The organism is Burkholderia sp. 4M9327F10 (assembly GCF_005503145.1).
Classification (GTDB): Bacteria; Pseudomonadota; Gammaproteobacteria; order Burkholderiales; family Burkholderiaceae; genus Paraburkholderia.
In genome coordinates this window covers 26,393-51,689 of the sequence record NZ_SCNV01000022.1, presented here as the reverse complement: position 1 = coordinate 51,689, position 25,297 = coordinate 26,393, and the positions used below count along the sequence as shown (strand labels likewise).

At 61.7% G+C, this 25,297-nt stretch carries 21 protein-coding genes; 7 read left to right on the top strand and 14 right to left on the bottom strand.

The window, feature by feature from the left end:
- The 3 genes from FFS45_RS20275 to FFS45_RS20265 are packed head-to-tail and all read right to left on the bottom strand — an operon-like array spanning position 1 to position 3,862.
- On the bottom strand, positions 1–2,217 hold the full coding sequence (locus FFS45_RS20275) for a GNVR domain-containing protein (protein ID WP_137956412.1): 2,217 nt from the start codon (positions 2,215–2,217) through the stop codon (positions 1–3).
- Positions 2,214–2,669 (bottom strand): protein-tyrosine-phosphatase, encoded by a 456-nt coding sequence (locus tag FFS45_RS20270; RefSeq protein ID WP_137956411.1) that lies wholly within the window; start codon positions 2,667–2,669, stop codon positions 2,214–2,216. Before FFS45_RS20270 ends, FFS45_RS20275 begins: the two co-directional genes overlap by 4 nt.
- Positions 2,669–3,862, bottom strand: a complete 1,194-nt coding sequence (locus tag FFS45_RS20265; protein ID WP_137956410.1) for a polysaccharide biosynthesis/export family protein — start codon at positions 3,860–3,862, stop codon at positions 2,669–2,671. Before FFS45_RS20265 ends, FFS45_RS20270 begins: the two co-directional genes overlap by 1 nt.
- Positions 3,863–3,994: 132 nt before the next feature.
- On the opposite strand from FFS45_RS20265, the gene FFS45_RS20260 reads away from it, so the two are divergent.
- Entirely contained in the window at positions 3,995–4,381 is a 387-nt protein-coding gene (locus FFS45_RS20260; protein WP_137956409.1) for a hypothetical protein, read from the top strand.
- An 85-nt stretch (positions 4,382–4,466) separates the two neighbouring features.
- Here FFS45_RS20260 and FFS45_RS20255 read toward each other — a convergent pair whose 3' ends face one another.
- The 7 genes from FFS45_RS20255 to FFS45_RS20220 all read right to left on the bottom strand — a co-directional run bounded on the left by FFS45_RS20255 (position 4,467) and on the right by FFS45_RS20220 (position 14,880).
- Complete coding sequence (locus FFS45_RS20255) at positions 4,467–5,546, bottom strand: sugar transferase (RefSeq protein WP_137956408.1); 1,080 nt, start codon at positions 5,544–5,546, stop codon at positions 4,467–4,469.
- A 332-nt stretch (positions 5,547–5,878) separates the two neighbouring features.
- Complete coding sequence (locus tag FFS45_RS20250; protein ID WP_283204763.1) at positions 5,879–7,444, bottom strand: mannose-1-phosphate guanylyltransferase/mannose-6-phosphate isomerase; 1,566 nt, start codon at positions 7,442–7,444, stop codon at positions 5,879–5,881.
- Between the two features lie 349 nt (positions 7,445–7,793).
- Positions 7,794–8,519, bottom strand: a complete 726-nt coding sequence (locus tag FFS45_RS20245) for a carboxypeptidase regulatory-like domain-containing protein (RefSeq protein ID WP_137956407.1) — start codon at positions 8,517–8,519, stop codon at positions 7,794–7,796.
- A 137-nt stretch (positions 8,520–8,656) separates the two neighbouring features.
- Complete coding sequence (locus FFS45_RS20240; RefSeq protein ID WP_137956406.1) at positions 8,657–10,918, bottom strand: YjbH domain-containing protein; 2,262 nt, start codon at positions 10,916–10,918, stop codon at positions 8,657–8,659.
- 429 nt (positions 10,919–11,347) lie between these two features.
- Positions 11,348–12,139: an EAL domain-containing protein gene (locus tag FFS45_RS20235; RefSeq protein WP_171029693.1), complete on the bottom strand. Its 792-nt coding sequence runs from the start codon at positions 12,137–12,139 to the stop codon at positions 11,348–11,350.
- A 1,051-nt stretch (positions 12,140–13,190) separates the two neighbouring features.
- Complete coding sequence (locus FFS45_RS20225; RefSeq protein WP_137956403.1) at positions 13,191–13,673, bottom strand: hypothetical protein; 483 nt, start codon at positions 13,671–13,673, stop codon at positions 13,191–13,193.
- 133 nt (positions 13,674–13,806) lie between these two features.
- Positions 13,807–14,880: a DUF6765 family protein gene (locus tag FFS45_RS20220; RefSeq protein WP_137956402.1), complete on the bottom strand. Its 1,074-nt coding sequence runs from the start codon at positions 14,878–14,880 to the stop codon at positions 13,807–13,809.
- A gap of 253 nt (positions 14,881–15,133) precedes the next feature.
- Between FFS45_RS20220 and phaP the strand changes: the two genes are divergently transcribed.
- Positions 15,134–15,628 (top strand): TIGR01841 family phasin, encoded by a 495-nt coding sequence (gene phaP, locus FFS45_RS20215; RefSeq protein WP_137956401.1) that lies wholly within the window; start codon positions 15,134–15,136, stop codon positions 15,626–15,628.
- Positions 15,629–15,751: 123 nt separating this feature from the next.
- Here the strand turns inward: phaP and FFS45_RS20210 are convergent, their stop codons facing one another.
- From FFS45_RS20210 to FFS45_RS20200, 3 genes are all read right to left on the bottom strand, one after another.
- The gene (locus tag FFS45_RS20210; RefSeq protein ID WP_137956400.1) at positions 15,752–16,090 is read right to left on the bottom strand and encodes a hypothetical protein; all 339 of its coding nucleotides are present in this window, start codon (positions 16,088–16,090) and stop codon (positions 15,752–15,754) included.
- Positions 16,091–16,212: 122 nt separating this feature from the next.
- Positions 16,213–16,812: a J domain-containing protein gene (locus FFS45_RS20205; RefSeq protein WP_137956399.1), complete on the bottom strand. Its 600-nt coding sequence runs from the start codon at positions 16,810–16,812 to the stop codon at positions 16,213–16,215.
- A 143-nt stretch (positions 16,813–16,955) separates the two neighbouring features.
- Positions 16,956–17,609 carry a hypothetical protein gene (locus FFS45_RS20200; protein ID WP_137956398.1) on the bottom strand — a complete coding sequence of 218 codons (654 nt, stop codon included), beginning with the start codon at positions 17,607–17,609 and terminating at the stop codon, positions 16,956–16,958.
- A 511-nt stretch (positions 17,610–18,120) separates the two neighbouring features.
- Here FFS45_RS20200 and FFS45_RS20195 point away from each other — a divergent pair.
- The 5 genes from FFS45_RS20195 (at position 18,121) to FFS45_RS20175 (ending at position 25,012) form a co-directional block, all read left to right on the top strand.
- Positions 18,121–19,761 carry a PAS domain-containing methyl-accepting chemotaxis protein gene (locus FFS45_RS20195; RefSeq protein WP_137956397.1) on the top strand — a complete coding sequence of 547 codons (1,641 nt, stop codon included), beginning with the start codon at positions 18,121–18,123 and terminating at the stop codon, positions 19,759–19,761.
- Between the two features lie 619 nt (positions 19,762–20,380).
- A complete protein-coding gene (locus FFS45_RS20190) occupies positions 20,381–20,632 on the top strand; it encodes a hypothetical protein (protein ID WP_074266701.1) in 252 nt (83 codons plus the stop codon).
- 256 nt (positions 20,633–20,888) lie between these two features.
- Entirely contained in the window at positions 20,889–21,875 is a 987-nt protein-coding gene (locus FFS45_RS20185) for a DedA family protein/thiosulfate sulfurtransferase GlpE (protein ID WP_137956396.1), read from the top strand.
- Between the two features lie 96 nt (positions 21,876–21,971).
- Positions 21,972–23,684 carry an FAD-dependent oxidoreductase gene (locus FFS45_RS20180; RefSeq protein WP_137956395.1) on the top strand — a complete coding sequence of 571 codons (1,713 nt, stop codon included), beginning with the start codon at positions 21,972–21,974 and terminating at the stop codon, positions 23,682–23,684.
- 104 nt (positions 23,685–23,788) lie between these two features.
- Positions 23,789–25,012 (top strand): crosslink repair DNA glycosylase YcaQ family protein, encoded by a 1,224-nt coding sequence (locus FFS45_RS20175; RefSeq protein ID WP_137956394.1) that lies wholly within the window; start codon positions 23,789–23,791, stop codon positions 25,010–25,012.
- A gap of 15 nt (positions 25,013–25,027) precedes the next feature.
- Here FFS45_RS20175 and FFS45_RS20170 read toward each other — a convergent pair whose 3' ends face one another.
- Entirely contained in the window at positions 25,028–25,294 is a 267-nt protein-coding gene (locus tag FFS45_RS20170) for a hypothetical protein (protein ID WP_137956393.1), read from the bottom strand.
- Between the last annotated feature and the right edge of the window lie 3 nt (positions 25,295–25,297).

Genomic DNA, 25,297 nt, shown 5'->3' with positions numbered 1-25,297 from the left:
TCAGTCCTGAGCGTTGGGTTCGTAGCTGTAGCTCGAGTACCGATAGCGCCCATAGCCGTAACCGTACCGTCCCGGCCGCAGTCGCAGACCGTTGAAGATGACGCCGCGAATCTCCACACCGATCTGCGAGAGCCTGCGCATCGACTCGCGTATCTCGCCGACACCGGTCACACCTTGCCGAGCAACGAGAAACATCGTCCCGGCCAGACGCGCGAGTTCGATAGTCTCGGCAACCGGCAGGATCGGCGGCGCATCGCACAGCACCACGTCGTAGCCTGCCGCCAGGCGCGTAAACAACACGTGGAGGTTGGCATGCGAGAGCACCTCGCTCGGATTCGGCACATAGCTGCCACGCGGGATGAAGTCGACCCCCGGCAGGACATTCATCCGTACCACCTCATCTGCGCGGTGCGTGCCATGGACAAGCTCCGACAAGCCCGGCCCGCGTTCGACACCGACGTGCCGGTGCAGGAACCCCTTGCGCAGATCGGCATCGACCAGCAACACCCGCTTGCCGGATGCGCCGACCACGGCCGCGAGATTGAGCGAGATGAAAGACTTGCCAATGCCGGGCGTCGGCCCAGTGATCAGCACGAAGCGGTTGCGAGCTTCGTGCATCGTGAATTCGAGCGCCGTGCGGAAACTGCGCAGGCTTTCAATGGCCGGATCGGCGTCGGCCGATCCGGCAAGAATCAAGCCTTTGGAAGGCGAAGCGCGACGCGAACGCGTCAGCAGTTCTTCGTGGCGGCTATGCGGCACACTCGCGTAGACAGGCAGACCCGTCAGCCGCTCGATCTCGTGCGGATCGTCAATTGCGTCGAATAGTCTGCGCCGCGTCAGCGCCACACCTACGCCGATAAACAGCCCCACCAGCAGCGCCCCCGCAATGACGAGCGGTCGCTTCGGTCTAATGGGGTCCTCAGGCACCGCCGCGGTGTCGACCAGCCGTACATTGCCGACCTTGCCCGCCTTGACGAGCCGCAGTTGCTCCTCTGTATTCAGCAGGCTCGTGTACAGATCGGTGTCGACCTGCACATCGCGTTGCAGGCGCAACACGTCCTGTTCCAGAGGCGGCAAGCCGCGCGTCTGGTTCGCGATACGATCTATCTCCGCCTGGGCGGTCTGCAACTGCGCATCAATCGAGAGTACCGCGGGATGCTCTGCTGTATAGCGTGCAAGCAGATCCTCGCGCTTCTGCTCGAGATCCGCGCGCCGGGATTGCGCCTCCACCGAGCGCTGCAGCAAGGAGGTTGCCTCTTCACTGAGATCGATCGTGCCGTGGCTCGCACGATACGTATTGAAACGGTTCTCCGAGGTCTCCAGTTGCGTTTTCAGTTCCGGCAATTGCGTTTCGAGGAAATGGATGGAGTGTTCCGCCTCCTCCGATTTGCGCTGCACGTTCTGCCGCACATACTCGGCACCGATCGCGTTCAGGATGTCGCTTGTCCGCTTTGGATCAGTGCCGTCAAGCGTCGCGCCGATCACGTCCGATTGCTTGCCCTTTTCCGCAATCGTCAGATCCTTCTGCAGCTTCTCGATCGTCGAGAGGCGCGACGATCTGCGCAGCTCAAAGGTGGCGCCTGGATTCCCCTCGAGGGATTGAACCAGTATCTCGAGCGGCCCGGATGACGTCGTGGCTTTCAATGTTTTCCCGATCTCGCCACGTAGCCTGATATCGCCGTAGACCAGCTCGTAGTTGCGCCCCGTCCCTCTGGTCACGGTGAACTTACGCTCATAGAGATTCGACGGCACCTCGAACACCGGCACGTCGATACGCTCCCTACCCCATACATACCCACCGGGCCAGGGCTTCGACAAACCGTCGGAATGGTCGCTGATCCAGCGCCCGATCACCGGAACGTAGCGTGGCGATGCATGAATGAACAGGGCGAGGTTATCCACCGCCCGGCTGACCACCGTGCGCGAGCGAAGCACTTCGATCTCGGCTGAAGCCGCAGTCTTGACATCGAACATCGACGATGCATCGCCGAACAAATTCTTCGTCGAGCTCGGATTCTCCTCGACCTGGATCAGGATGTCGGCCCGATACACCGGCTCGGCAAGCACGGCGTACGCGATGCCGATCAGCAGGACACATCCTGTCACCGCAGCGACCAGTTTCCGGCTGTCGTATAGTGCATCGAGGTACTTGCCGATGTGCTCCGGCGGTCGCTCATCCGCGTCCACGTAGTCGATCGGCCCATTGAGCTGGTTCATGCGCATACTCCTAACTTCGATTCGGCCTCAAGCCGCGACAGGTGCCATGACCAACGCTCGACTCCTTCGCACATGTTGCTGAGCGTGACCCGATAGGCCTCAGCGCCCTTCTTGTACGGATCGCTGATATCGCACTCTTCCAGCAGGCGGAACACCCGGCCACGTGCTGCTGGATGCCGGTGCTCGATAACCCGCTTTTGGCGCTCGCTCATGACAAGCACCGGATAGGACGCTTCGAGCATCCATGAGAAAAGCTGCTGGGACCGGTGCTCACCCATATGGAGCCCTTCCGACTCCAGCAATGCGACCACACGAGGATCCGCTCGCATGCCGGGTATCGCATCTATCCCCGCAGACAGAACCCGGCTATGGGGCAGCGCCTTCCTGAAAAGAGCCTCGGCCATCGGGCTGCGGCACACGTTCGCAGTACAAATCACCAGGATGGTATTCATCAGTAAGCTATGCTCCGGCCGGTAGCCAGGGTCTGAGCGCTCGGCAAGAACATGCCGACCACGCGGCTCCAGCGCACAAGAGATGACGCATCGACGAACACCACATCGTTCGCCTGCAGTTCGAAGTTATTGGCGAGCGCCATCGCCGCCGGCGAGGTCGCGTCCAGATGGAACACCGTTGGCTTGCCCGACTTCGGGCTGCGTACCACATACACCTGGCCCGCATCGCCCGAGTACGGGCTGATCCCGCCGGCGTCGCCCAGCGCTTCGTTGAGCGTCAGACGCCCGTTGTTCAACGCGAGGGTCGCGGTATGGCCCACTTCGCCGAGCACGAATACCTTGCTGTCGTTCTCGGAGAAGACCCGCACCAGATCGCCGTCGCGCAAGACGATGTTGTCGGGATTGATGCCCTGGTCAATCATGCTCGCAAGGTTGACCACGACCGTCTTGTCACCGCGCGTAACGGCCACGGTGGAGCGGTCGCCCTGCGGTGTGAAGCCACCGGCGCGATTGATCGCTTCAGGCAGGGTCATGGGGAGGTCGTTCATCACCTGCAATCCCGGCAAGTGAACCTCGCCGTCGAGGTAGATGCGCTTGCTGCGGTAAGCCTGAATACGCAGCGTCACTTGAGGATTGCGGATGTATCGTCCAAGCTGCTTTGCCAGCAGATCGCGCGCCTCCATTTCCGTCAAGCCGCCGAGCTTGAGCGCGCCCACATACGCGAATTGCACAAAGCCGTTCGAATCGATCGTGTACCCTGACACCACCGCGCTCGAGCCCGATGCGTCAGCCCCGGTGGGGGTGCTGACGGCGGGCATATTGAGCTCGGGGTGATCCCATACGATGATGCTCACCACATCGCCAGGGCCAAGCGCATAGGGGCCGGCTTTGGCAAACAGGTCCTGCACGTCCTTCGGGATGCCCGGCACCACGGCTGCCCGCTCTTCTGCAATCAGGTCATTGTTAATTTCGACCATCGCGCCTGCGGGCGGTGCGTCGTTCGCGCCAGCCGCATCAGGGCTCGTACCGTTGCTCGCCGCCCTGCCGGAGGTGGTCCGGGCCAGCGCCGCGGCGGTCCGTCCATCGCCGCCCGCCGCCTTGAAGGTCATACCGGGCGCGAACGTACAGCCGGAAAGCACGATCGCCAGCAGGACAAGACCTATCTTTCGCAATTCGCATTGTTTACGTAACATCGCATCTGGCCCATTAGTATCAGGGGCAGGACTTCAACAAAAGCTGCTGATCCCGCCTTTTAACTCTCTTCCGGTCACCACTATTTCGATGGCTTGCCGGCTCTTGCGTAGCCCTAACTTCATTGCCTCGACATGAGAACACTTGTTCGCTTGACCGCCCTTCTGACTTCCTTCACCGCTTTCTCTGCCACTGCACAACCGCCGCAATCCACCGCCGCTTATCCGGCCGCTGCCAGCAGTACCGAGGCGCGCTCCCAGATCGAAGCCATGACGCCTCATCCCGCACAGATGGCGGATCACGCCGATGCGGCTTCCGGGGGCGCCGCCAAACCACGCGATCCGTACGCGGTGAGTTCAGGCAAGCAACTCACCAACCGCCAGAAGCTCGCCCGATTCCGCACAAAGCACAGCGACAGCACAGCAGCAGGAAACACTACCGACCCCTACCAATACGACGGGTGGAGCAACAAGCAGCTCTATACAAGCCCGGAGTCACCCGATTCGAACGCTGCTCATTAGGACCGCTGGCGCCCCTCGACGCCGGGCTAACGGTTAGTGCCTGCCCGGCCCGATGCGCGCGCCGCGCAGCAACCGTTGCGGCGATCTAGTAGGCTCCTTCGCGCCGCATCACTACGCCAATCGTCTTCACCAGAATCGCCACGTCCTGCGAGAGCGACCATCGCTGCACATACGACACGTCAAGCGACACACGCTTTGCGTAGTCGATATCGTTGCGTCCACTGACCTGCCATAGACCGGTTATGCCTGGCTTCGCCATCAGGTAGTAGCGAACGTCGGTGCCGTATCGTTCGAGTTCCTGTTCGACAACCGGACGCGGGCCGACGAGGCTCATGTCGCCGCGCAACACGTTCCAGAGTTGCGGCAATTCGTCGAGACTCGTGCGCCGGAGAAAGCGGCCGATCGCGGTCACACGCACGTCGTTTTTCAGTTTGAAGTCTTGCGCCCACTCCGCGCGAGCCTGCGGGTCGCTGGCCAGCAACTCCTTCAGTACAACGTCCGCATTCACCACCATCGTTCTGAATTTCAGGCAGCGGAATTTCCGTCCGTGCTGGCCGATACGGACGTGCCCGAATGTAATCGGACCGCCGTCGCGCCGCACCAGTAAGGCAACGAATGCAAACAGCGGCGCCAGAGCAAGCAGCAGCAGCACGGCGCAAGTCACGTCGAAGCCGCGCTTCACGGCGCGCCGCGCGGAGCCCGCGGCTGTTGAATCGTCAGTGAGCGAGGCGGTATGCGCTCCGATACCCTGCAACGCCGCACGGTGCGCACGCTTGCCTATACGCCAGAACAACGTGAGCACACCCAAGGCAAGCGTGCGGGCAATCAGCAAACCGAGTCCACTGGTAATGGTCCAATAGAGGAACCACAAGCGCGAAACGAGATGTGCGCGGTGCAGGACATACAGCAGCACAAAACCGCAGGCCTGAACCAGCAGCCAGGCAAGAATCGTCCGGCTCATCATGTTGAGAAGCGACTGCGTACGCGGCGGCCGGTAGGTCCCGCAGGCAGGAAAGACCGACAAGGCGAGCGCAACGGCGAACGCCACGAGCGAGCCGTCGAAGCCCAACAGCATTCCGGTGCTCGCGACGCTGAGATGAAGCGCACCCAGCGCGCCCAGCACAATGAGGGCGCCGTCCAGCATGCGCGTGATGATCCCCGACATTTTTAACCCCCGTCCTCAATTGCAAACCAATTGATCGCTAACTTAGTAGTACTTATCTGCAAATGCATTTTTTGACGAATCGTTCTGCTTTGCAGTTATGCTGCTTTACACCGGGCGATCGAGTGTCGCCGTCGCGCTACGTTCCCAGGTTCTGTCCGGCCTGGTGTTACGTAACGCGCATAAGGCGTCACGTTTCACTTTCTCATTGCCGGTTCCTGGCGGAATCCTCAGAAGCACCGCCTGGCAAGGACTTCAGCGCTATCTTGTGTTTCTATCTAACTGCCTGCCGCTTAACTTTCTAACTGGTAAGCAATGAACGGGCCAGCAACACCTCATGAACGGCCGTAGTGATCTTCGAAACGCAGAATGTCGTCTTCGCCGAGATACGAACCTGACTGAATTTCGATTAGCTCAAGAGAAAGCTTTCCCGGGTTTTCAAGTCGATGCTTGACGCCAAGCGGAATGTAAGTCGATTCGTTTTCGCTCAACAGGAATGTTTCTTCACCCCGCGTGACGAGCGCGGTGCCGCGCACGACGATCCAGTGTTCTGCGCGGTGATGATGCATCTGCAAGGACAGTGAAGCGCCCGGACGGACGACGATGCGTTTCACCTGGTAGCGTTCGCCGTTGTCCACCGACTCGTACGTGCCCCACGGCCGGTGCACCTTGCGATGCGCGTCAACCTCCGGACATTGCTTTGCCTTCAGTTGCGAAACAAGCCCCTTGACGTGCTGCACAGCATCCTTCGCCACTACCAGCACGGCGTCCGAGGTCTCGACCACAACGAGGTCGCTCGTCCCCACGCAGGCAACGAGCCGCCCTTCGGCGTGAACGAAGGTGGATGACGTGCGCTCCAGCACTACCTGCCCACGGCCGCCATTGCCTGCTTCGTCTTTGGGAAGCGCATTCGCGACGGAATCCCATGAACCGACATCGGACCAGCCTGCATCAAGGGGGATCACAATGGTGGAAACATCCTTCTTCAGATTGCCGATCTTCTCCATTACGGCGTAGTCGATCGAATCGGCAGGCGAGGCGGCAAATGCGTCCGCATCGAGCCTGCAGAATTCCCCATCCATCTCGAGGCCTTCTACGGCGTGCTTGCACGCGGCGAAGATTGCCGGCTGAAGCTCGCTGATCGCGGCCAGCCAGGTCGTTGCCCGGACGACATAGATCCCGCTGTTCCACCAATGCGTGCCGCTGGAGACATAGCGTTGCGCCAGCTCGATACCGGGCTTCTCAACAAAACCGTCGAGTCTGAAGCCACTGAATGCGCCACCCACCGGCTCGCCGATCTTGAGGTACCCGTAAGCGGTTTCGGCATGCGTCGGCACCACCCCCAGCGTCACGATGTTGCCTTGCGCCGCGTAATGGGTCGCGGCGCCCAGCGCGCCACGGAATGCGGCGGAGTCGCCCACTGCGTGATCGGCGGGCATCACAACCATGATCGAATCGTGGCCTTCGCGCTTTAGCATGAGCGCCGCTGCCGTCAACGCCGCAGCGGTATCGCGGCGGGCCGGCTCAAGAACGATTTGCGCGGCTGCGCCCACCTCGCGCAACTGGTCTGCGGTGATGAAACGTTGCGCTTCCCCACATACGACCAGCATGCGCTTTGCAGGCGGGAAACCTGTCTCGAGGCCCTTGATGTGGCTGACCGTTTGCTGAAGAAGAGACTCTGTCTTTAACAATCCGATCAGCTGCTTCGGATACTGTTCGCGAGACAGCGACCACAAACGGGTACCCGAGCCACCGGCGAGGATCACGGCACAAACGTCTGTTTCAAGCTCAACGGACGGCGTTCCGTCAACCACGGCCGCTAAGTACGCCATCTGTGCGTCACGACCCCACGGCGCGTCTACGACGTCGCCGTCATTCCCGCTTTGGTCTTTGATATCCATGTTCACGCTTCCCCGTTCTTATGCCGCTCGTTGTATGTGCAACGTATTTGCACATCCCGTGCCAATCGGATCGTCGAAACAGCACCTTTTCGCGGCGCAACAGAAAAGCCTTTTCAAACAAGGGTCTCCGCTATTCCACGAGTCTTGTGACAGACGCAGATAGCCTTGGATTGCGCCTTGAGAAGCCGGCATGTTACGTAGCGTGACGCATGTTGTTACGCAGCATGGGAACGCCGAAAGCGCGCTTGCCGCAGCCAGCGTATGCCGCGCATGGACGAGTGCATACCGGGCCGTGGCGCGACGCTCGCCACTTCCCCAAAAGGAACCGCCATTGGCTGCGCAAACCCGATCAGGTGCCGCCCGTGCCGCCGGTACCACCGGTTGCCGTACCTGTCTGGCTCGAGCCGCCGCTGGATTGACCGCCCACCACAGCACCCGCCGCGTTGGCCGCGCTGGTCAGTGCAGCGGCCGGTTGACCGTCGCTGCCGATTGCCCCAGCCGTCTGCAGCGCGTCCAGATCCGCGTCGGCGCCAGGCTGCCCAGGCGTAAACGAAACCGTCAGGAATGCGTTGCTCGAAAGTGTCACGCCATACATGCTCTGCAGCAGCTTGGCTACGCCGTTCTCAGCGTTGGCGATTAACGTGCTGTTCGTCAACGCGTTCTGATATGTCGAGTTGGTGGCGATTCCAGCGAGCAGGCCGTCCACCGTGGTACCCAGTTCGCCAGCCAGATAGCTCAACAGCAACTGCGTCAGCGGCGTCACATTGAAGGTCCCCGAACCCGAGGCGAATGAATGGATCGTGATCGCACCGCTCGTCGCGGTAATCGAACAGGGCCCGTCAAACTGGAAGGCGGCCGAATAAGCACCGTTTGCATTTGCAGTCGTGCTGCCCGAGCCATTCTTGCAGCTCAACTGAATGGCCGCGTTGGCCAGCGCGGCGCCCACCGCAGCGGTGCCGCTTACGGTGCCTGTCGGCGACGCGCCGCCTCCGCCACACGCGACAAGCGCGCTGACTGCGAAAGCGGCTGATCCGAACTGCAAGCTGCGCAACGTAACAGCGTTAAGAAGGTTCATCGATTTTCTCCTGGAGGACGTCACTGACAATTGACAGGCAGAAACGCCTGTCCCTCGCTTACTTCTTATGACCTGTTGCCGCGCGTACCCAGCACGCGCGGCATCAATGCTGGGGGTTCGAGCATCGGCGCACTCGGTTATGGTGTCGCCGCATCATCATCGGGCCGCGCATAACGCACATAGGCGTCCCGCATCCTGTACAGCTGCGTGGCGAAGTACTCCGCGCTAAAGCGCCCCTGGTTCAGCAGATACTGTTGTGTGCTATACGGGAAGTCGAGGTTCTCCGCCGCCACGGTATTCAGATAGTTCCGTGAGTTGACTCGTGTGCGGAAATCGAGCGCGAACTGTGCCGTGCCGTCCAGCTGGCTGATACCTGGCTTCATGCCTTGCCGCGGTGTAAGCGGGAAGCTGATTGCCGCGCCGACGAAGCTGCCTTGCCCGCTGTGCTCGGCCGACACGCTGACCGACACATCGTCGAACCAGCGCGTCAACGTGATGAGCGGCCCCTTGTCTCCGCCGACATACCTGGCGACGCCCGCCTCAATCCACATGTTCCAGGCAGGCTGAACCCATCGGTATGTGAGCACCGCGTTCTTCTCATTGGGCAACGTGTCGTGACCCGGCTCCTGATGCAGATAGGCGAGCTTCAACAGCACGAGGTCAGGCCGTCCCGGCACAAAGACGGTGGTTTCGTTCTCAGCACCGAGGTAGTCATAATCGAACTTCCCGACTGCTGCCACGTTGAAGACCTGCGGCATGAGCCAGAAGCTCTGGGCCAGTGCTGCGTTCGAGAGGCCGCCGCGCAGACGGTATTCGCTAAAGACGCGGCCGTCGTCCATATTTTTGGTGTTGTAAACCGGTGCTATATAACTGCCGTACAATTCCGCGCCCCGCCAAAGCGGCACGAATGCTTCCACAGCGGCCCCTAGAGAGAAATCGAAGTTGCCGTACTCAGTGCCGTACAGGTAGCTCGTTACCGGCCTGACCTGAATACGCGTGAGCCCATGGCTGCGCCCGTCACCAACCCAGGTGATCGAATCGGCGTCGTACCTTGGACGCACGCTCATCGTCAACGATGCACTTGCGGGTCCGGGTGCGCCACCCGCGACGAACTGCGCGTAAGCATCACGATCGACGCTGACTTCGGCGATCGGCTCATTCGCCTTCTTGATGACCGCACGAATCCGCTCGATGCCATGCGGCGCATGAGCGGCTGCCACGCCCAACACAATGCCAAGGGCGTCGGCTTCGTTCTGGTTATAGCGGTGGTTTTCGTATTCGACGATCAGATCGCGCCCACTGATGCCGACACGAACGCGCTCGAGCCCGGCTGCAACAAGTTGGTGCGCAATGGTCTCCAGCGCAGAGGTGTCCAACGCCTGGGGAACAGCCGTCGCGAACGCACCCGGCACAACAGACGGCGTCTCGCTGACAACCACAGAGGCATACGATTGCAGCGGCGGGACATAGGAGATCGCTTCGCCCGCCAGGCCGTCGCCATTGGCCGTGGCGCTCGTCGCGTCAAGCGGCGGCAGATTGCGTAGCGCGATGGCGTGAACGTCTGTCTCATTGTCTGCGGTAGCCGCGGTGGCGCCCGGATTGTCCTTACACAGAGGTTCCGCACAGCGCTGCGAGGTAAACCGTTTGCCCAACGGGATTTGCACGCCAATCGAAACCGCTGCGCGCGGTGCAACGCCGTCGGTCTTCCGAACCGATCCCATCAAGGTGCCCACAAAGCTCGCGTCGGCGAGCCAGCTGATGGCCGGAGACTGGTAGCGAACGCCGGCATAAGGTGTCTTCGCATCGTCTTCGGCCAGCAGCGACAACCCCGTCTTCCAGAGGGACAATTGCACGCCGCCAAACACCCCATCGAGCCGGTCACCTTGCCCGTAACCCACCGTCAGGGTGGCCGGCCCCACCGCCTGCGACACCACGCCATACTTCGAACGAAAGAAATGCGATTGCCCGCCCACGTCCGTCACGCCGAACGCAATATCCGGCTGGTACCTGAAAAACTGCGGCACCTCGACTTTGACGTCGGCCATCAGGTGGCGAAAGATGAAGTGATCGGCGCCGGAAAATGGCGCTGGCACATTGCCTGGGTAGTTCGCGAGCCCACCCGACACTTCCACGTAGGGAAACAGGCCAAACGCGCCCCAATAGATCTGCGAGCCTGTCGCCTCCTTGCCATAACGGGGATCGAGATAGTCGTTGTACTGCGCCTCCCCGACCCCTGATGGCAACGTGAAGCCGTACGGAATGACCAGACCGCCCGCCTGACCGAGCGCGTTGAGCGCCGGGTCAACTGCATGCGCCGAGACGGAGAACACCAGGGCCGCGCCAAGTGCAGCCGCCTTCGGTGTTATTTGTGGTTGTTGTACAGGCAGTCTTCTGAGCATTTGTTTAATCTTGAGCGCGCTGTGGCGCGTTGCCGTAAAACAAGCTTCTTTTATTGACCTTCGCGAAGCCGCAAACATCCCCGCTTGAGCACGCGAAGCGCAATGACCCACCACGCCGCCATTCTTCCCCGGAGCGGCCTGGTCGATTGGAGAGTTTCTTCGTTAGTTGTCCTTTTTAAACAGATTGTGCGGTGCGCCATTTTTCAAAGCAGTAAGTGTGCCAACCAACACACCTCCGCTCAAAGCACGCTCAGCGCTTTAAAAGCCCCATGAAAACGGCGCGTACGGCCACCCGGCTGGTCGATCCAGGCCCGCTCAAGCAAACATTGGGCTGTCCCGTTACGTAACGCCGTGCGTAACAGACAAATACTTCGACGACACTCTACGTAGCACGTGGCCCGCTTGCCGATGCATTTCCAGGGGCACGTGTCATCCAGGCATTCCCGCCAGTTGCCGCACCGCCCGCGAATAGAATCCTCCCTGCGCCAGCACCCCGTCCCACTGGCCCAGCCACGCCGCCTGCTCCTTCGTCTCAACCCCGCTTACCACCACTCTCACATCCAGCGTCTCAAACAACGCAAGCAGACTCTCGACGACCTTGCACGAACGCGAGTCGCCTGGCACGGTCGCCATCAAGTCCCGCGCCAGTTTCACCGTATCGATATCGAGTGCGCCCAGGCTCGCAAACGGAGCCCATCCCGCGCCAAACTCGCCATACGAGATTCCCACGCCCAAATCCCTGAGATCCTGAGTGAGCACCCGAACCGAAAGAACACGTGCCGCATCTTCGCTTTCGGGCAGCTCGATCTCAAGCAGATTCGGTGCAACGCCGTAAGACCGCGCGGTCTCCCGGATGTGCTGCACGAAACCCTCAGACATCGCCACAGAAGGAAGGACGCTGATCGAAACCGGACACGGCTCCCGTGCCTGCCCAAGGCAAACACTCAGTTCGTGGCAAGCACGCTCAACCATGAAGCAGCTCATTTGATACGCAACGTCCGACTGCTCGAGCTGCGACATGAAAACACCTGGTAGTAACAGCCCATACTGCGGATGCATCCAGCGCACTTGCGCTTCAGCCCGCGACAACCGTCCGGTGCGAACCTGATAGGCGCCTTGAAACATCAAGTGAAACTCGCCGGCGCGCAACCCTTGCGAGATCCGATTGGCCAGACCCTCCCCTATGCGCTCATCGGACATTCGACTCTTCTGCTTATCCATGACATTGGCTGCATAGACGGTAGGGCGCTGACGCGCCGACTGGTCATTAGTTTGAACAAGGTGCATATCGCCGTTTCTCTCAGAACGCTAACCGGACGACTGATTGCACATTGCGTGCCAACGCCAGGCCAAGGCGCCTCAAAGGACGGAAAATTCCTAGCAAAAGCGTTTCGAAACAATATCTTAGTCAGAAAGCGCGACTAAGCTTCGAGTGCCCGGAGTGAGCATTCAAACGCTGTTTTAGCCATGGTGTAACGGCGCCCACGTTACGGCGTTACGCCCAAGCGGAGCGAATACATGCGAGACGCCAAGCCTCCAGGGCTTGTCAGGTCGCGTGTGGCGAATGCCTCTTCACACTCCAACGTCGCCGCACTGGCGCGCAGCGAGAAGCTCGATGGCGCGCTGCAATTCGCCCGAGCGGCGCCACACAATATATTTTGCGTAGCAAGTCTGTTGCGGCGGAAAATTTGCTGGGAGCCGGTGCCACTTTTCTCCCGTTTGATGAATCCAGAGAATCGCGTTCAGGATCTCACGCGCCGCGCGACGTGGCCTTCCTCGCGGCGATGGGGACTCGTGAAATAGATGCTCGACGTGCATCCAGTCGTCATCGGACAAAGGTATTTCAATCACGGGATTCTACGAATTGATGAGGTGAGACAGACTCACTGCTCCCCTATAAATATCGCAGCCCGATTTCTAAAGCCAGCAAAATTCAAACATTCAAATGCACCGCTGGATCAAAAGGCTTTCTTTGCTTACGGCATTCTTCGCACCGAATGCAGCCAGTCGCCGCAGCGGATTTGTCCTGCACGCCGTCGCGTGAAAAGCGGATCATCCGCGCGACGCATACCATCCTGAGATTCGCAATTCAAGAAATTTTCAAAAATATGCGCCGGCATGGTCTGCGATCTGATTCGATCAAATCCTTCGCACTCCATATCTATTCAATTGGCGTGGCTGCAAGGCAAAATGCGTTTTTGATCTGAACAGATAGACCGTCGCGTGGAAACACGGGCACGCTGTGGCCGCCTGCCCGTGGACCTGCCCTGACTTACTTACACAGCGAGAACGCCTCGCGGCTGGCAATATCGCCGTTCCCGTAGATGCCAACAACGGTGCAATCGGCCGCCACGCATTCATACGTGCTGTCCTGAAACGTCAGGACGTAGTGACGCCGGCCGTCGTGCGCCGAATCCGCTCCCCATGAATCCGTCACCAGGGACGAGTTCACGATCTCATGCGCTGAATAGCTCCGCAAACCCTGCGGCGCTAGCGGATGCGCGTGCAGGCCCTCATCGCCGGGTGGCCCGAACTGATGAAACGCCGCCGCTGAAAACTCGACCGCGCAAAACGGATCATCGTCTTCGTCGAACGGGCCGAAGCGTTCAAAATCGGCCTCGGCGATCCGATAGACAATCACCACGCGCCGTTCATTCGCCACCACGAACGGTTCGGGAGCATCGGCGGCCGGGCTGGGCACGTCGTCCAACAGGACGACCTGGTCCTGCTGGTAAGAATCGAGGGGGCTGGTCATCTGCTTCGCTTTACTCCTCTACGCAATCGCTCATGAATGGGCCGCACTATGCCACGGGCGACCGGTGACGGCTACGGTCGTGTCCCGCTCACGCGTGGCCGCGGCCCTGCCGCCTGCGCATTTCACGCCTGTTTCAGGCGATCCGCAACCCATGCGCCGGCAGAATTTCCTGCGTGACCACAAAGCGATGCTCCTTCACCGCGTCATGAAAGCGGCGGTAGTCGCTTCGCTCGAAGGCCGCGCTCCACTGTGGGCGCTCGCCGCTGTCGTCGTCCGATAACAAACCGGTCGCGTTGTATTTCCACGAGCCCAGTCCCTTCGCGACATAGCCAGGTATCGTCTCCGCGAGACCGGGGATGCGTCCCGCGCTCACCGCAGCGCAAATTCCCGCCAGTCGCTGCTGATCGTCGGAACTTGTGTTTGTACTCAGGAGGTCCCTCAACGCCTGCTTCACATTGACCGGCAGCCCGGGCTGCGACTCAAATGCCTCGCTCCCCGCGACAAACGCCTGCACGGCCCGGCAAGCCATCTCGGCCGCGCAGACGAACTCGCCGAGATTCTGCCGGTGGACAGGCATGCCGGCGCCATCGATATAGCGCCACTGCATCCAGGGCAGGTCGGGATAATGCAGGGCGGCACCGTGCCCGACGGGCAGACTCTCCGAGAGCAGTGCCGACTCCATCTGCTCGATCAGATGCCCGGTCGCATGCGCGAGACGCGCCAGCCAGCTCTCCGCCGTGCAATCCGCGGCCTCGAGCCGGGACACCCGGTTGAACTTGCATTCAATCCCGGCAAATCCTTGATGCGCCCAGGTATCCACGTAGGTATGTAGCGTCACGCCCAGCCGGTGCAGGGCGTTGTCCGTGCTCCTTTGACGGATCGCCCGCCGCATCACCTCTCGCGCAACCTCGCTGTCCGGGCGGCATACCGCCTTCTCCTGCAACGTTTCCCCCTGGCCGGCAGGGAGAAAATGGAAGGGCGTCCAGACCAGGCTGTTTTTGTCGTTCTCCGTGTTGGAATAGTCGATCATCTTGTGCGCGGTCGCAAAGCGCTCGAACGTCTCGCCACCGGCGAAGCGCAGGATTCCGGGCGTGGTGGCGTCATCCACGTACTGGCACGCGTGCGCCACCGTCTGGGCTTCGTCCCGCGACAACCCGCCGACACGGGCGACGGCGTAGACCACGCCGTAGTGAAAGTCGATATTCATTTAATAGCTCTCCACAAGCACGAGAAAATCTCTGTGAGTGAAACGACCGAGCAGGCCCAGTCTTCAAAGACCGGGCCGCGGGCGAGCCGGAGCGCGCTGCCCGCGCCCCTTGCGAAATCCGTTGACTTTTCGAAATTACGCCGTACAATCCGTTTTTGTTGCAGTGCAACAAACCACTTTCAGCCGTTGCGGCGCGCGGATCTTGTGTCACCTAGAGCCCTCTCGCACTCGCCGCCTTACCTTTGGAGCAGTGATGAGCACGCCTACCCCCCAACAATTGATCGCCGCACAGCAAGCCAGCCTGGAAACCCTGTTCGGCTTTGCGAACCAGGCGTTCGCAAGCGTAGAAAAGCTGGTTGCCCTGAATCTGCAGGTCGGCAAGACCACGCTGGCCGAAACGCAGGAAGTCCTGAGCAAGGCAATCACGGTGAAAGATCCGAGCGAACTGCTGGCCCTCTCGGCTAGCCTGTCGCAGCCGGCATCGGAAAAGGCCGCGGCATACGGCCGTCACGTGCATGAAATCCTCTCGGCTGCCCAAGCCGAATTTTCGAGCGCGGCCACCACGCAGTTCCAGAAAGCCCAGAAAGACGCACAAGGCTTTATCGAAAGCCTGGCAAAGAATGCACCGGCCGGCAGCGAAGGCGCGGTAGCAGCATGGAACTCGGCGTTTTCGGCAGCCAACGCCACGTACGAATCGGCTAGCAAGGCTGCCAAGCAATTCGTGGCAACCATCACGGCGAGCGCGTAACAGGTAGCGCTCCGGTTCGCTGCCGCAAGCGGCGAACAGGCGGTGCAGCATGGCAAAAAGCGAACTCCGGTTCGCTTTTTGATTTTGTGGGAGCCGGTTGGCGCAACCGTCGCGTCGCACCGTTCACGCCGGCGCAAAAATCACAGCCTGCTGGTCCTCGATATATCGATGCGTTCGCGTGAACCGGTATATCTGGCCGTCAGCGGTGATCCGGTTCATGCCGACCGCGGTCAAAGCCAGCATCTCGTCGGCGAGGTGGGCCGCGAGCGCCTCGCTGCTCGACAAGGTGTCCAGCGAGTCAGCGGGGTCGCCAATGTAGACCGAACGATGCTTCTCGCCGTATCGCATCACAACCACGGCTTGACCGGCATCGAGCGCCTGTTCGAGATAGTTGGCAAGCTCCCGCAGCGATGCGGGCGTGCTCGTTTGCATCGCGTAGGCTGAACCGGTTGCCGTTGTCATCGCACCGTTCCCCCGTCAAATGTGCCCGTTCAGAGTCGCGCTGCTTCGGCACACTTCTACTATAAGCAATCAAAGCGCATTGGCGACGCTCTTTTTGCAACGGCCAGCATCGCCTGAAGGGCTCAGAATCGCAGACCGTTCAGGAATTGATACCACAGCCCGCCAAGCGTGCTGCCGTGCGTGGCCGGCTCATGATCCTTGCGCGCCGCAGCAGGTTCACTGGGCGGCACGGGTTCGTCGACGACCGGTTCCGCAGGCACGCTTTGCTGCTGGCGGGAGGCGTGCAGCGCCAGCGCGCTGTCCGCGATGCGTCCCGCGAGGCTGGCTTCGCATTGCTGCCCGAGCAGCGCACCGAACACCACGTCGCGGTTATAGCCTTCGTCCGCAAAGCGCATCGCGAGTGCCACCATCTTGGCGTAAGCGGCCTGCTCGGCCGCGCGCGCCGCTTCTTCGCGCTCGGCCCGTTCCCGCTCCATGCGCTGGCGGCGGGCTTCCCATGAGCGCATCTGCTCGGCGTACACCGCGTCGTAAACCTTGCGCTGCGCCGCATCGGACAGAATGTTGTACGCGTCCTTGATGTCCTGAAACGCGGTGCGCGCCGCCTCTTCGGCACCCGCATTGCGGTCGGGATGCCAGCGCATCGCGGCCTTTCGGTACGCCCGCTTGATCTCTTCGCCGGTGGCGTTCGGCTGAACGCCAAGCTTGTCGTAAAGGGTTGCCATCGCTCGCTCGACCATCGGTCACATCGCGAGCCATCGTAGCATGCGAAAAATGCCGTCCGCGTGACATTGCGCAGGACGGCCGCCCCCTTAAAACCGCGCAGTCAGAACCGCGCGGTTAAAACTGTGCCGTTAAAACCGTGGGTTTAAAACCGATAAGTGACGCCAATCTTCACAATCGGATAAAAACGCAAGCGGTCGGCGGTGTTCTGCAAAGACTGCTTCTCGGCATCGACGTTCGCCTGACCCGCTTCCGCGACGATGTCGGCCGGCACGTCGAAGTCCACATGCGGTTTGCCGTAAGCCACGCCCGCATCGAAGAACATCGAAAAGCCCTTGGTCGCGAGGGGCGAGTGGCCAAAGCCGATCCCAAGGTACGGACGCACGGCCGGGAACGTGGCCTTTGCGTGGATGCTTTCGCCCAGCGTCGAGTACTGCACGCCGTTGATGGTGTAGGTGCCGGACATGCTGGTTGCGTCCGCATCGACATTGTCGCCGCCAATCAGCAGGCCGGCGGTGAAGCGAAACGGCACCACGCTCGGCGCGGGGAAGAAGTCGCCGTAAAGACCGGCGTGCACGAGTGTCGCCGTCCCGTCATAGTGCAGGCCGCCCGAGTTGAAGCTATGCGAGAAACTGAAGCCGTTGAATTCGGCGCGCACATTGGCAAGCGAGCCGAACGGATGCCCGTAGCCAATACCGACACCTTCAGTGCCGACCTGCCCGTACACTTCGTCCGCCATCGCGAGCGGTCCATATAGAGCGGTCAGGCCTGCAAACAAAGCGACAACCAAGCGTTTCATCGGATAAATTCCTGTGGCGTTTATAGGTGTGACGAGGTGGCTGAGGCGGGTATGGCTACCCAATGGACAGGGCTGTATGTATGACGCATACACCCCGGACAAGCTCGTTTACGACCCATGCACGGGAATCTTGAGAACGGTTTCAACGAAACTGGTGTGGGCGACGTTAAAGAGCGCTAAGCGGCGGCAGGCGGGCACCCGGCGGTCGTCGCGCCAGATGCAGGGTGCGATTGCAGATGACGCGCAAGCGTGTTAGTGAATCCATGAAAACGCGGTCGCGGCGCCTGGCGACAGCCGTGCATCTGATCAGATTGGCCTCAGGTCAATTACTTAGCATTGCTATACAAATACCATGCATACGGCATTGGCGAGGGCAAATAATAACGACCAGATGCCCTCAAAACTTGAGTGGAACACCAGGAAAACCCTAAAGCTAACGAGGTTAATGCCGTTAAAGCTTGCAGCGACGAAAGGACTGCGCCGTGCGCGCGCCCACCCTGCAAGGAAAGCCATGCGTAATAACCAGCCTGTGACCCAACAAGAGTACGAATTCCCCTCGTCCCAGATGCTTGTGTCCGCGACCGACCTGACCGGCCGCATCGAGTACTGCAACCCCGCCTTCATTGCCGTATCCGGCTATGCGAAAGACGAGTTGATCGGCCAGCCGCACAATCTGATCCGCCATCCGGACATGCCGCGCGAGGCCTTTGCCGACATGTGGGCAACCATTCGCAGCGGCCGCCCGTGGACCGCCCTCGTCAAGAACCGGCGCAAGAACGGCGACCACTATTGGGTACAGGCGAGCGTCACACCGGTGGTGGAAAAAGGCACTGTGGTCGGCTATCTGAGCGTGCGGGTCAAGCCGTCGCGCGAGGCGGTGCGAGCCGCCGACGCGCTCTATGCAAGGATTCGCGAGGGCAAGTCGCGCTCGCACAAGCTGCATCGCGGCATTGTCGTGCGAACCGGATTCGCCGGCCGCCTGCAAGCGATGATGCGCCTGCCGGTGGCAACCCGTGCGGCCATCGGCTATGCACTGGCGCCGCTCGCGCTGCTGCTGACCGGTCTCGCTGCGTGGAGAGCAACACCGCCGCTGGCATTCTGGATCGCCTTCGGCGCGACCACGCTGATCAGCGTGGTCTCATGGCAGTTGCTGGCCCGCCATCTGGCCGAGCCGATGCGCGACATGTCGGGATTCGCGACCCGCCTCGCCGCCGGCGATCTGACCACGGATCTCGTGATCGGTCGTCATGACGACCTCGGTGAGGTGCTGCAGGCGCTCAACCAGTTAAAGGCCAATCTCGCCGCCATCGTCTCCGACGTGCGTTCGCAGATCACCGGCATGCTCGACGCGGCCCGCGAAATCTCGAGCGGCAATGTCGATCTGGCGCGCCGCACCGAGTTGCAGGCGGCCTCGCTCGAAGAAACCGCCGCCACCATGGACCAGCTCACCACCACCGTGCAGGCAAATGCCGACGCCAGCGTACGTGCGCTCGATCTGGCCAAGGATGCGCAGGCGGCAGCCGCCGTGGGCGGCAAGATCGCCGGCCAGGTGGAACAGACCATGGCGGGCATCACGGCGGCTTCCAGGCGCATTGCCGACATCACCGGCGTGATCGACGGCATTGCGTTTCAGACCAACATTCTTGCGCTCAACGCAGCCGTCGAAGCCGCCCGCGCGGGCGAAGCGGGCCGCTCGTTCGCGGTGGTCGCCGGCGAGGTGCGCACGCTCGCGCAGCGCTGCGCGGCTTCGTCGAAGGAAATCAAGTCGGTCGTGGAGGCGAGCGTCACCGAAATCGCGCAAGGCACGGAACTGGTGGCGCGCACCACCTCGCAGATGCGCGCGATCGATGAAGCCGTCAGCCGCGTCTCGTCGATCATCGTCGAGGTGGCGAACGCGAGCAGCGAGCAGGCGGAGGGCATCCGCCAGGTGAACCAGGCGGTCACACATCTCGATGGCGCGACCCAGCAGAATGCCACGCTCGTCGAACAGGCCGCCGCGACGGCGCAACGTCTTGCCGAGCAGGCCGACGTGCTGGATGAGGCCGTGCGGCTGTTCACGGTCGCCGAAGCGGCGCCAGGCCCGGCAATCCGCTCCGCGAAAGGCGCAGCGCCGGCCCGTCACGCCGAGCCCCGCGAACCAGCTTTGGTCTGATAGATCGGCGTTACTCCCACCTCGACAAAGGGTCGTCCGCGGCTCAGCATGACTGCGTCAGCGCCCCGGTTGTGCGGGGTCGGCTGACCCGAGTAAAAACGGCGTTTTAGCAGCCCGTCCTTCACAGGACGGGCTATTTTTTTGTGGGTGCAACGAGGTGCGTAAAAACGAACTCCGGTGCCCACACCAGGCAGATGAGGCAGTAATAAATACCTGCGCACGTCTCCACCCCCGAAAAGCCGGCGGGCAACGATCACCGTCGAAAGCCGGTCAACGTCAGCAGGGGGCAAAACGTTTACAGCGAGGGAACGTCACTCCCGCATGCAACCGCGCCACGCGGCGCGCATGGGTAGCACGGAGCACTAACCCGGTTACACGTCAGGGCCGTGACAATCAACAGGAAGGGTTGCACCGGCGCGGGGCATGAAAAATGCGTTCGGTGGCACAATGAGTCGCGTTAAACTGGCTGACGCGACGCCGTCACATCGCGCATCGCAAAGCGTGGCGCGGCTCTCGGCGGCGCGCTCAATGCCACGGTGTCAACCGCGCGCGACACGCGGTGCGCCGGGTGCCCGTACAATGCAGTGGTTCGATCAACAACGGAACGAGGACAACTTCGATGCGCACTACCGGGTCTTCCGGGTCAATGGCCCTGCTCACGGAATTCGACGACGCAACGGCACGCGAACTTCGCTCACTGCGCCTCGAGTCGACAGAAGACGGCAAGGGTATTCTTCTGATCGAAGTGGACGAACGCAAGCCGGGCATCCACCGCGAAGTGCGTTATGAAATCACGCCGGCGGAACTGATCGCGGCCATTCGCGCGCACGGTGCCGAACTGCCGGGCGAACAGCACAATCATCGTACGTAAAAACCGGCAGCGGCATTGGCTCACGCGAATGCCGCTCCCTGGCCACCGGGCAAGCGGCGCACCGCGTTCCCCCGCGTTCCCCATTGGCCGGCGCATCAACCAGGCCGTCGCAACCGCCCGCGGCGCCTGACCCAGCAACGCTTCTCCCGCATCATCCATCCGTCACGTTTCCAGACGCTTGCACGTCTTGGAAATGCGTCCATAATCGATAAGTTACCTCTTCCCTTTCGCCCGGAAACGGCGCGGAAGTAAGCCGATGCTACATGACCTCGTGGAGCAGTACGGGCCTGCACTTGTCTTTGCCAACGTGCTTGCCGCATCGCTCGGGTTGCCCGTGCCCGCGATGCCGTGTCTTGTCCTGTTCGGCGCGATGGCCGCCATGCATCCGGCCACCGTCGGCTCGCAGCTCGCCTCGGTGTTGATCCTGGCGATCTTCGCCACGCTGATCGGCGACAGCGTGTGGTACCTCGCGGGCCGCATCTACGGCGGCAACACGCTCAAGACGCTGTGCAAGCTGTCGCTGTCGCGCGACACCTGCGTGAAGAAAACCGAGCGCTTCTTTGGCCGCTGGGGCGTGCGCGTGCTCGCCGTGGCGAAGTTCGTGCCGGGCCTGTCGATTGTCTCCATCCCGATGGCAGGTGCAATGGGCACCACGTACCGCACCTTCCTGACCTACGACAGCGTGGGCGCGGCCCTGTGGTCTGGAACCGGTCTCATCATCGGCGCCCTGTTCGCACCGCAGATCGACATGGTGCTGGCCGGCGCCGGGCGACTCGGCAAGATGGCGATTGTCGTGATCGGCGCGTTGCTGCTGCTCTATGCGAGCTACCGCTGGATCCGCCGGCGTCAGCTCATCAAGAAGCTCGCGACCGCCCGCATGGATGTGGACGAGCTGTACAAGCTGATCGTAGCCGGCCAGCCGCCGGTGTTGTTCGACATCCGTTCGCGCGAGAAGCGCAAGCTCGATCCGTTCGTGATTCCCGGCACCCAGTTTGCCGACGAGCGTCAGCTCAACGAGATCATCGCCAAGTACTCGCCGGAGCAGAAACTGGTTATCTACTGTTCATGCCCGAATGAGATTTCGGCGGCGTGGATGGCCAAGCAACTCAACGAAGCAGGTTTCAGCGACGTGCTGCCGCTGCGCGGCGGCCTCGACGCGTGGCGTGACGCGGGGCGGCAACTCGAGCCGCTCGAGGACGAGCCGGTGGACGAGGTCCACCCCGGCGTGGCGCCGGCGGTGTAACACATCCTTCACCGCTCGCGCCGCGCGAGATGCCTCCTGCGCCTCTTGCGCGTCGACGCCTGCCCTGCTGCACCCGAAGACAGAAGGAGCGGTTTAATGGTTGAGACTCAAGAACCCGAAGCACAACAACAAGCTGTGGTTGCCGACGCGCCCTTCTCCTCGCTGGCGACGCGGGAGCATCAGATGTTCCCCTTACTGACCTGGGAAGAAGTCAACCGGCTGCGCAAATTCGGCGAGATCACTCACTGGGAACCCGGCGAACTGCTGTTCGAGACCGGTCATATCGGCCCGGGGATGTTCGTCTTGCTGGCAGGGCGCGTGAAGATTTTCCAGCGCGATGGACTCGGGCGCGAGCGCCTTGTCTCCGAGCGCGGCGAAAGGCAGTTTCTTGCCGAAGTGGGCCAGTTGTCCGGGCGTGTCTGTCTCGTCAGCGGCGTGGCGCTTGAACCCGTCGAAGCGCTGCTGATTCCGCCGGTCCGGCTGCGCGCGCTGATCGTGGCGGAGGCCGAGCTGGGCGAGCGCATCATGCGCGCGCTGATCCTGCGGCGCGTTTCGCTGATCGAAAAAGGCGCGGGTGGCCCGATCCTGATAGGCAAGAGCAACGACGCGCGGCTCGTCTCGCTGCAGGGGTTTTTGTCGCGCAACGGCCATCCGCATCAGGTCATCGACGAACGCGACGACGACGCGCTGAGCCTGATCGAACAGTTCGGCGCGCAACCGGAAGACCTGCCGCTGGTGATCTGTCCGGACGGTTCCGTGCTGCGTCACCCGAGCGATCCCCATCTCGCGACCTGTCTGGGCATGCTGCCTGAACTCGACGCTTCGTTTATCTATGACGTGGCAATCGTCGGCGCCGGCCCGGCTGGACTGGCGACTGCGGTGTATGCGGCCTCGGAAGGCCTCTCGGTGATCGTGCTCGATAGCCGCGCCCCCGGCGGCCAGGCAGGCGCGAGTTCGCGGATCGAAAACTATCTGGGTTTTCCGACCGGCATCAGCGGCCAGGCGCTGGCCGGCCGCGCCTTTGTACAGGCACAGAAGTTCGGCGCCCACGTTGCGATTCCGGTCAAGGTTAAGGCCCTGCATTGCGAAGAGTCGCCGCACCGGCTCGAACTCAAGTGCGGCGGCAGTGTGAAAGCACGCAGCATTGTGATTGCGAGCGGTGCGGTGTACCGGCGGCCCGACATCGAAGGACTCGAGCGTTTCGACGGACGTGGCGTTTACTACTGGGCCTCGCCGGTCGAGGCGAAGCTATGCAAGCGCGAAGAGATCGTGCTGGTGGGTGGTGGCAATTCCGCGGGGCAGGCCATCGTCTATCTGGCCACGCACGCGGCGAAGGTGCATGTCCTGATTCGCCGCAGCGGTTTCGAAGCGACCATGTCGCGCTACCTGATCGACCGGATTCGCTCGCTGCCGAACGTGTTCGTACATCCTCATTCGGAAATCGATAGCCTCGAAGCGGACGACACCGGTCTGTCGTCGGTCGTTCTCAAGCGGCCGCTGCCCGACGGCACGGATCGTTTCGCGTCGCGCCATCTGTTCCTCTTCACCGGCGCCGATCCGAACACCGACTGGCTGCGGACCTGCGGCGTGGGGCTCGATCCGAAGGGTTTCGTGCTCACCGGCTCGAAAGGCCTGAACTCCACCTGCGACCTGGGCACCTCGGTCGACGGCGTGTTCGCAATTGGCGACGCGCGTGCCGGCTCGACCAAGCGGGTCGCGGCTGCCGTGGGTGAAGGCGCCGCTGTCGTGTCGCAGATCCATCAGATGCTCGCGGTGAGCGAGGGCGAGGCAGTGGCGCTAGGCGCATAAGGTATGACGGATTCGCGCTAAAGTAACGGTTGTCCGGCGAGGCGGCGCAGCTTCGGTGCGCCCCTCGTTGCCGCCAATCCGATGAGCACCCAGCAATCGACCGCGTGAAGATACTGCCGTTATCCGCCGCCCGCACCCTCCACCTCGCCGCACAAGGCCTGCTCACGCCGCCGCGGCGCAAAGCCAGCAAAGCCGACGTCCTCGACGCGATTCGCCGCATGGCGCAGTTGCAGATCGACACGATCCACGTCGTCGCGCGCAGCCCCTACCTCGTTCTGTTCAGCCGCCTCGGCGCCTACTCGCCGCAATGGCTCGATGAGCATCTCGCGGAAGGCAAACTGTTCGAATACTGGTCGCATGAAGCCTGTTTTGTGCCGATCGAGGACTATGGCCTGCTGCGCCATCGCATGCTCGACCCGAGCGGCATGGGCTGGAAATACGCCGCCGAATGGCACAAGAAATACCGCAAGGACATCGCGCGCCTGCTCGAGCAGATTCGCGCGAACGGACCGGTGCGTTCGGCGGACTTCGTCCGCGAAGCCGGCAAAAGCAACGGCTGGTGGGACTGGAAGCCGGAGAAGCGCCACCTTGAGGTGCTGTTCGCCATCGGCGAATTGATGGTGGCTGAACGGCGCAATTTTCATCGCGTCTACGATCTGACCGAACGGGTGCTGCCGGACTGGAGCGATGCGCGGGATCTGCAACCGGCGGCAGCGGTGGAACAGGAGGTGTTGCGACGCACTTGCCGCGCCTTGGGCGTTGCGCGCGCCGATTGGGTCGCTGATTACTACCGGCTGGCGCGGCGGCCCTATGTCGAGGCGCTGCACGCACTGGCGGACGAAGGTGAACTGATGCCGGTCCGTGTCGACGGCTGGAAGCAGGACACGTTCGTCCATCGAGACTTTGCGCCGTTAATCGACGATGCGGCAAACGGCAAACTCGCCTCGACCGTCACGACCTTGCTATCGCCGTTCGATCCGGTGGTGTGGGATCGCAAGCGCGCTGCGGCGTTATTCGATTTCGACTACGCGATCGAGTGCTATACGCCTGCCGCCAAGCGCAAATACGGCTATTTCGTGCTGCCGATTCTGAGCCGCGGCAAGCTGATCGGCCGCGCCGACGCGAAGGCGCACCGCACGAGCGGGATCTTCGAGCTGAAGGCGGTTCATCTGGAAGCGGGGGTGCGCGTCAGCGGCCGTCTTGCCGCAGACTTGCGGCGTGCCTTCCTGCGTTGCGCGGACTGGCATGGCACGCCTGAGGTACAGATCGCCTCAGCGCCGCCGGAATTGCTCGAGGCGCTGGCCGCGCAGGAAAGTGCGCAAGCGTGAACCTACCGGCCAATCTCAGCGTTCGAGTTTGACCCGCAATTCACGCGCCGTTTCCAGCAGACCTTCATAGCCGGAACGGGCGTGCTCCGGCAAATCCGGGTCGCCCACCAGCGTGCCGAGCGTCTCGATCAGGCTGTACAGCAGACCTTTGGCCGCGCCCGATGCAATGCCGCCCGAACTCACCAACTGGTCGACATGGCTGACGGCCGCGTCGAGGTGTTCGAGCTCAGGCCGTTCATCCCTTTCATCCGGTTCCTGCTGTTGCGAAACATCACGCGTCATGAT

Excerpts from the sequence above, each read along its gene's own strand:
- FFS45_RS20275 (WP_137956412.1), bottom strand. The coding sequence starts at position 2,217 with ATGAACCAGCTCAATGGGCCGATCGACTACGTGGACGCGGATGAGCGA.
- FFS45_RS20270 (WP_137956411.1), bottom strand. The coding sequence starts at position 2,669 with ATGAATACCATCCTGGTGATTTGTACTGCGAACGTGTGCCGCAGCCCG.
- FFS45_RS20265 (WP_137956410.1), bottom strand. The coding sequence starts at position 3,862 with ATGTTACGTAAACAATGCGAATTGCGAAAGATAGGTCTTGTCCTGCTG.
- FFS45_RS20260 (WP_137956409.1), top strand. The coding sequence starts at position 3,995 with ATGAGAACACTTGTTCGCTTGACCGCCCTTCTGACTTCCTTCACCGCT.
- FFS45_RS20255 (WP_137956408.1), bottom strand. The coding sequence starts at position 5,546 with ATGTCGGGGATCATCACGCGCATGCTGGACGGCGCCCTCATTGTGCTG.
- FFS45_RS20250 (WP_283204763.1), bottom strand. The coding sequence starts at position 7,444 with ATGGATATCAAAGACCAAAGCGGGAATGACGGCGACGTCGTAGACGCG.
- FFS45_RS20245 (WP_137956407.1), bottom strand. The coding sequence starts at position 8,519 with ATGAACCTTCTTAACGCTGTTACGTTGCGCAGCTTGCAGTTCGGATCA.
- FFS45_RS20240 (WP_137956406.1), bottom strand. The coding sequence starts at position 10,918 with ATGCTCAGAAGACTGCCTGTACAACAACCACAAATAACACCGAAGGCG.
- FFS45_RS20235 (WP_171029693.1), bottom strand. The coding sequence starts at position 12,139 with ATGGATAAGCAGAAGAGTCGAATGTCCGATGAGCGCATAGGGGAGGGT.
- FFS45_RS20225 (WP_137956403.1), bottom strand. The coding sequence starts at position 13,673 with ATGACCAGCCCCCTCGATTCTTACCAGCAGGACCAGGTCGTCCTGTTG.
- FFS45_RS20220 (WP_137956402.1), bottom strand. The coding sequence starts at position 14,880 with ATGAATATCGACTTTCACTACGGCGTGGTCTACGCCGTCGCCCGTGTC.
- phaP (WP_137956401.1), top strand. The coding sequence starts at position 15,134 with ATGAGCACGCCTACCCCCCAACAATTGATCGCCGCACAGCAAGCCAGC.
- FFS45_RS20210 (WP_137956400.1), bottom strand. The coding sequence starts at position 16,090 with ATGACAACGGCAACCGGTTCAGCCTACGCGATGCAAACGAGCACGCCC.
- FFS45_RS20205 (WP_137956399.1), bottom strand. The coding sequence starts at position 16,812 with ATGGCAACCCTTTACGACAAGCTTGGCGTTCAGCCGAACGCCACCGGC.
- FFS45_RS20200 (WP_137956398.1), bottom strand. The coding sequence starts at position 17,609 with ATGAAACGCTTGGTTGTCGCTTTGTTTGCAGGCCTGACCGCTCTATAT.
- FFS45_RS20195 (WP_137956397.1), top strand. The coding sequence starts at position 18,121 with ATGCGTAATAACCAGCCTGTGACCCAACAAGAGTACGAATTCCCCTCG.
- FFS45_RS20190 (WP_074266701.1), top strand. The coding sequence starts at position 20,381 with ATGCGCACTACCGGGTCTTCCGGGTCAATGGCCCTGCTCACGGAATTC.
- FFS45_RS20185 (WP_137956396.1), top strand. The coding sequence starts at position 20,889 with ATGCTACATGACCTCGTGGAGCAGTACGGGCCTGCACTTGTCTTTGCC.
- FFS45_RS20180 (WP_137956395.1), top strand. The coding sequence starts at position 21,972 with ATGGTTGAGACTCAAGAACCCGAAGCACAACAACAAGCTGTGGTTGCC.
- FFS45_RS20170 (WP_137956393.1), bottom strand. The coding sequence starts at position 25,294 with ATGACGCGTGATGTTTCGCAACAGCAGGAACCGGATGAAAGGGATGAA.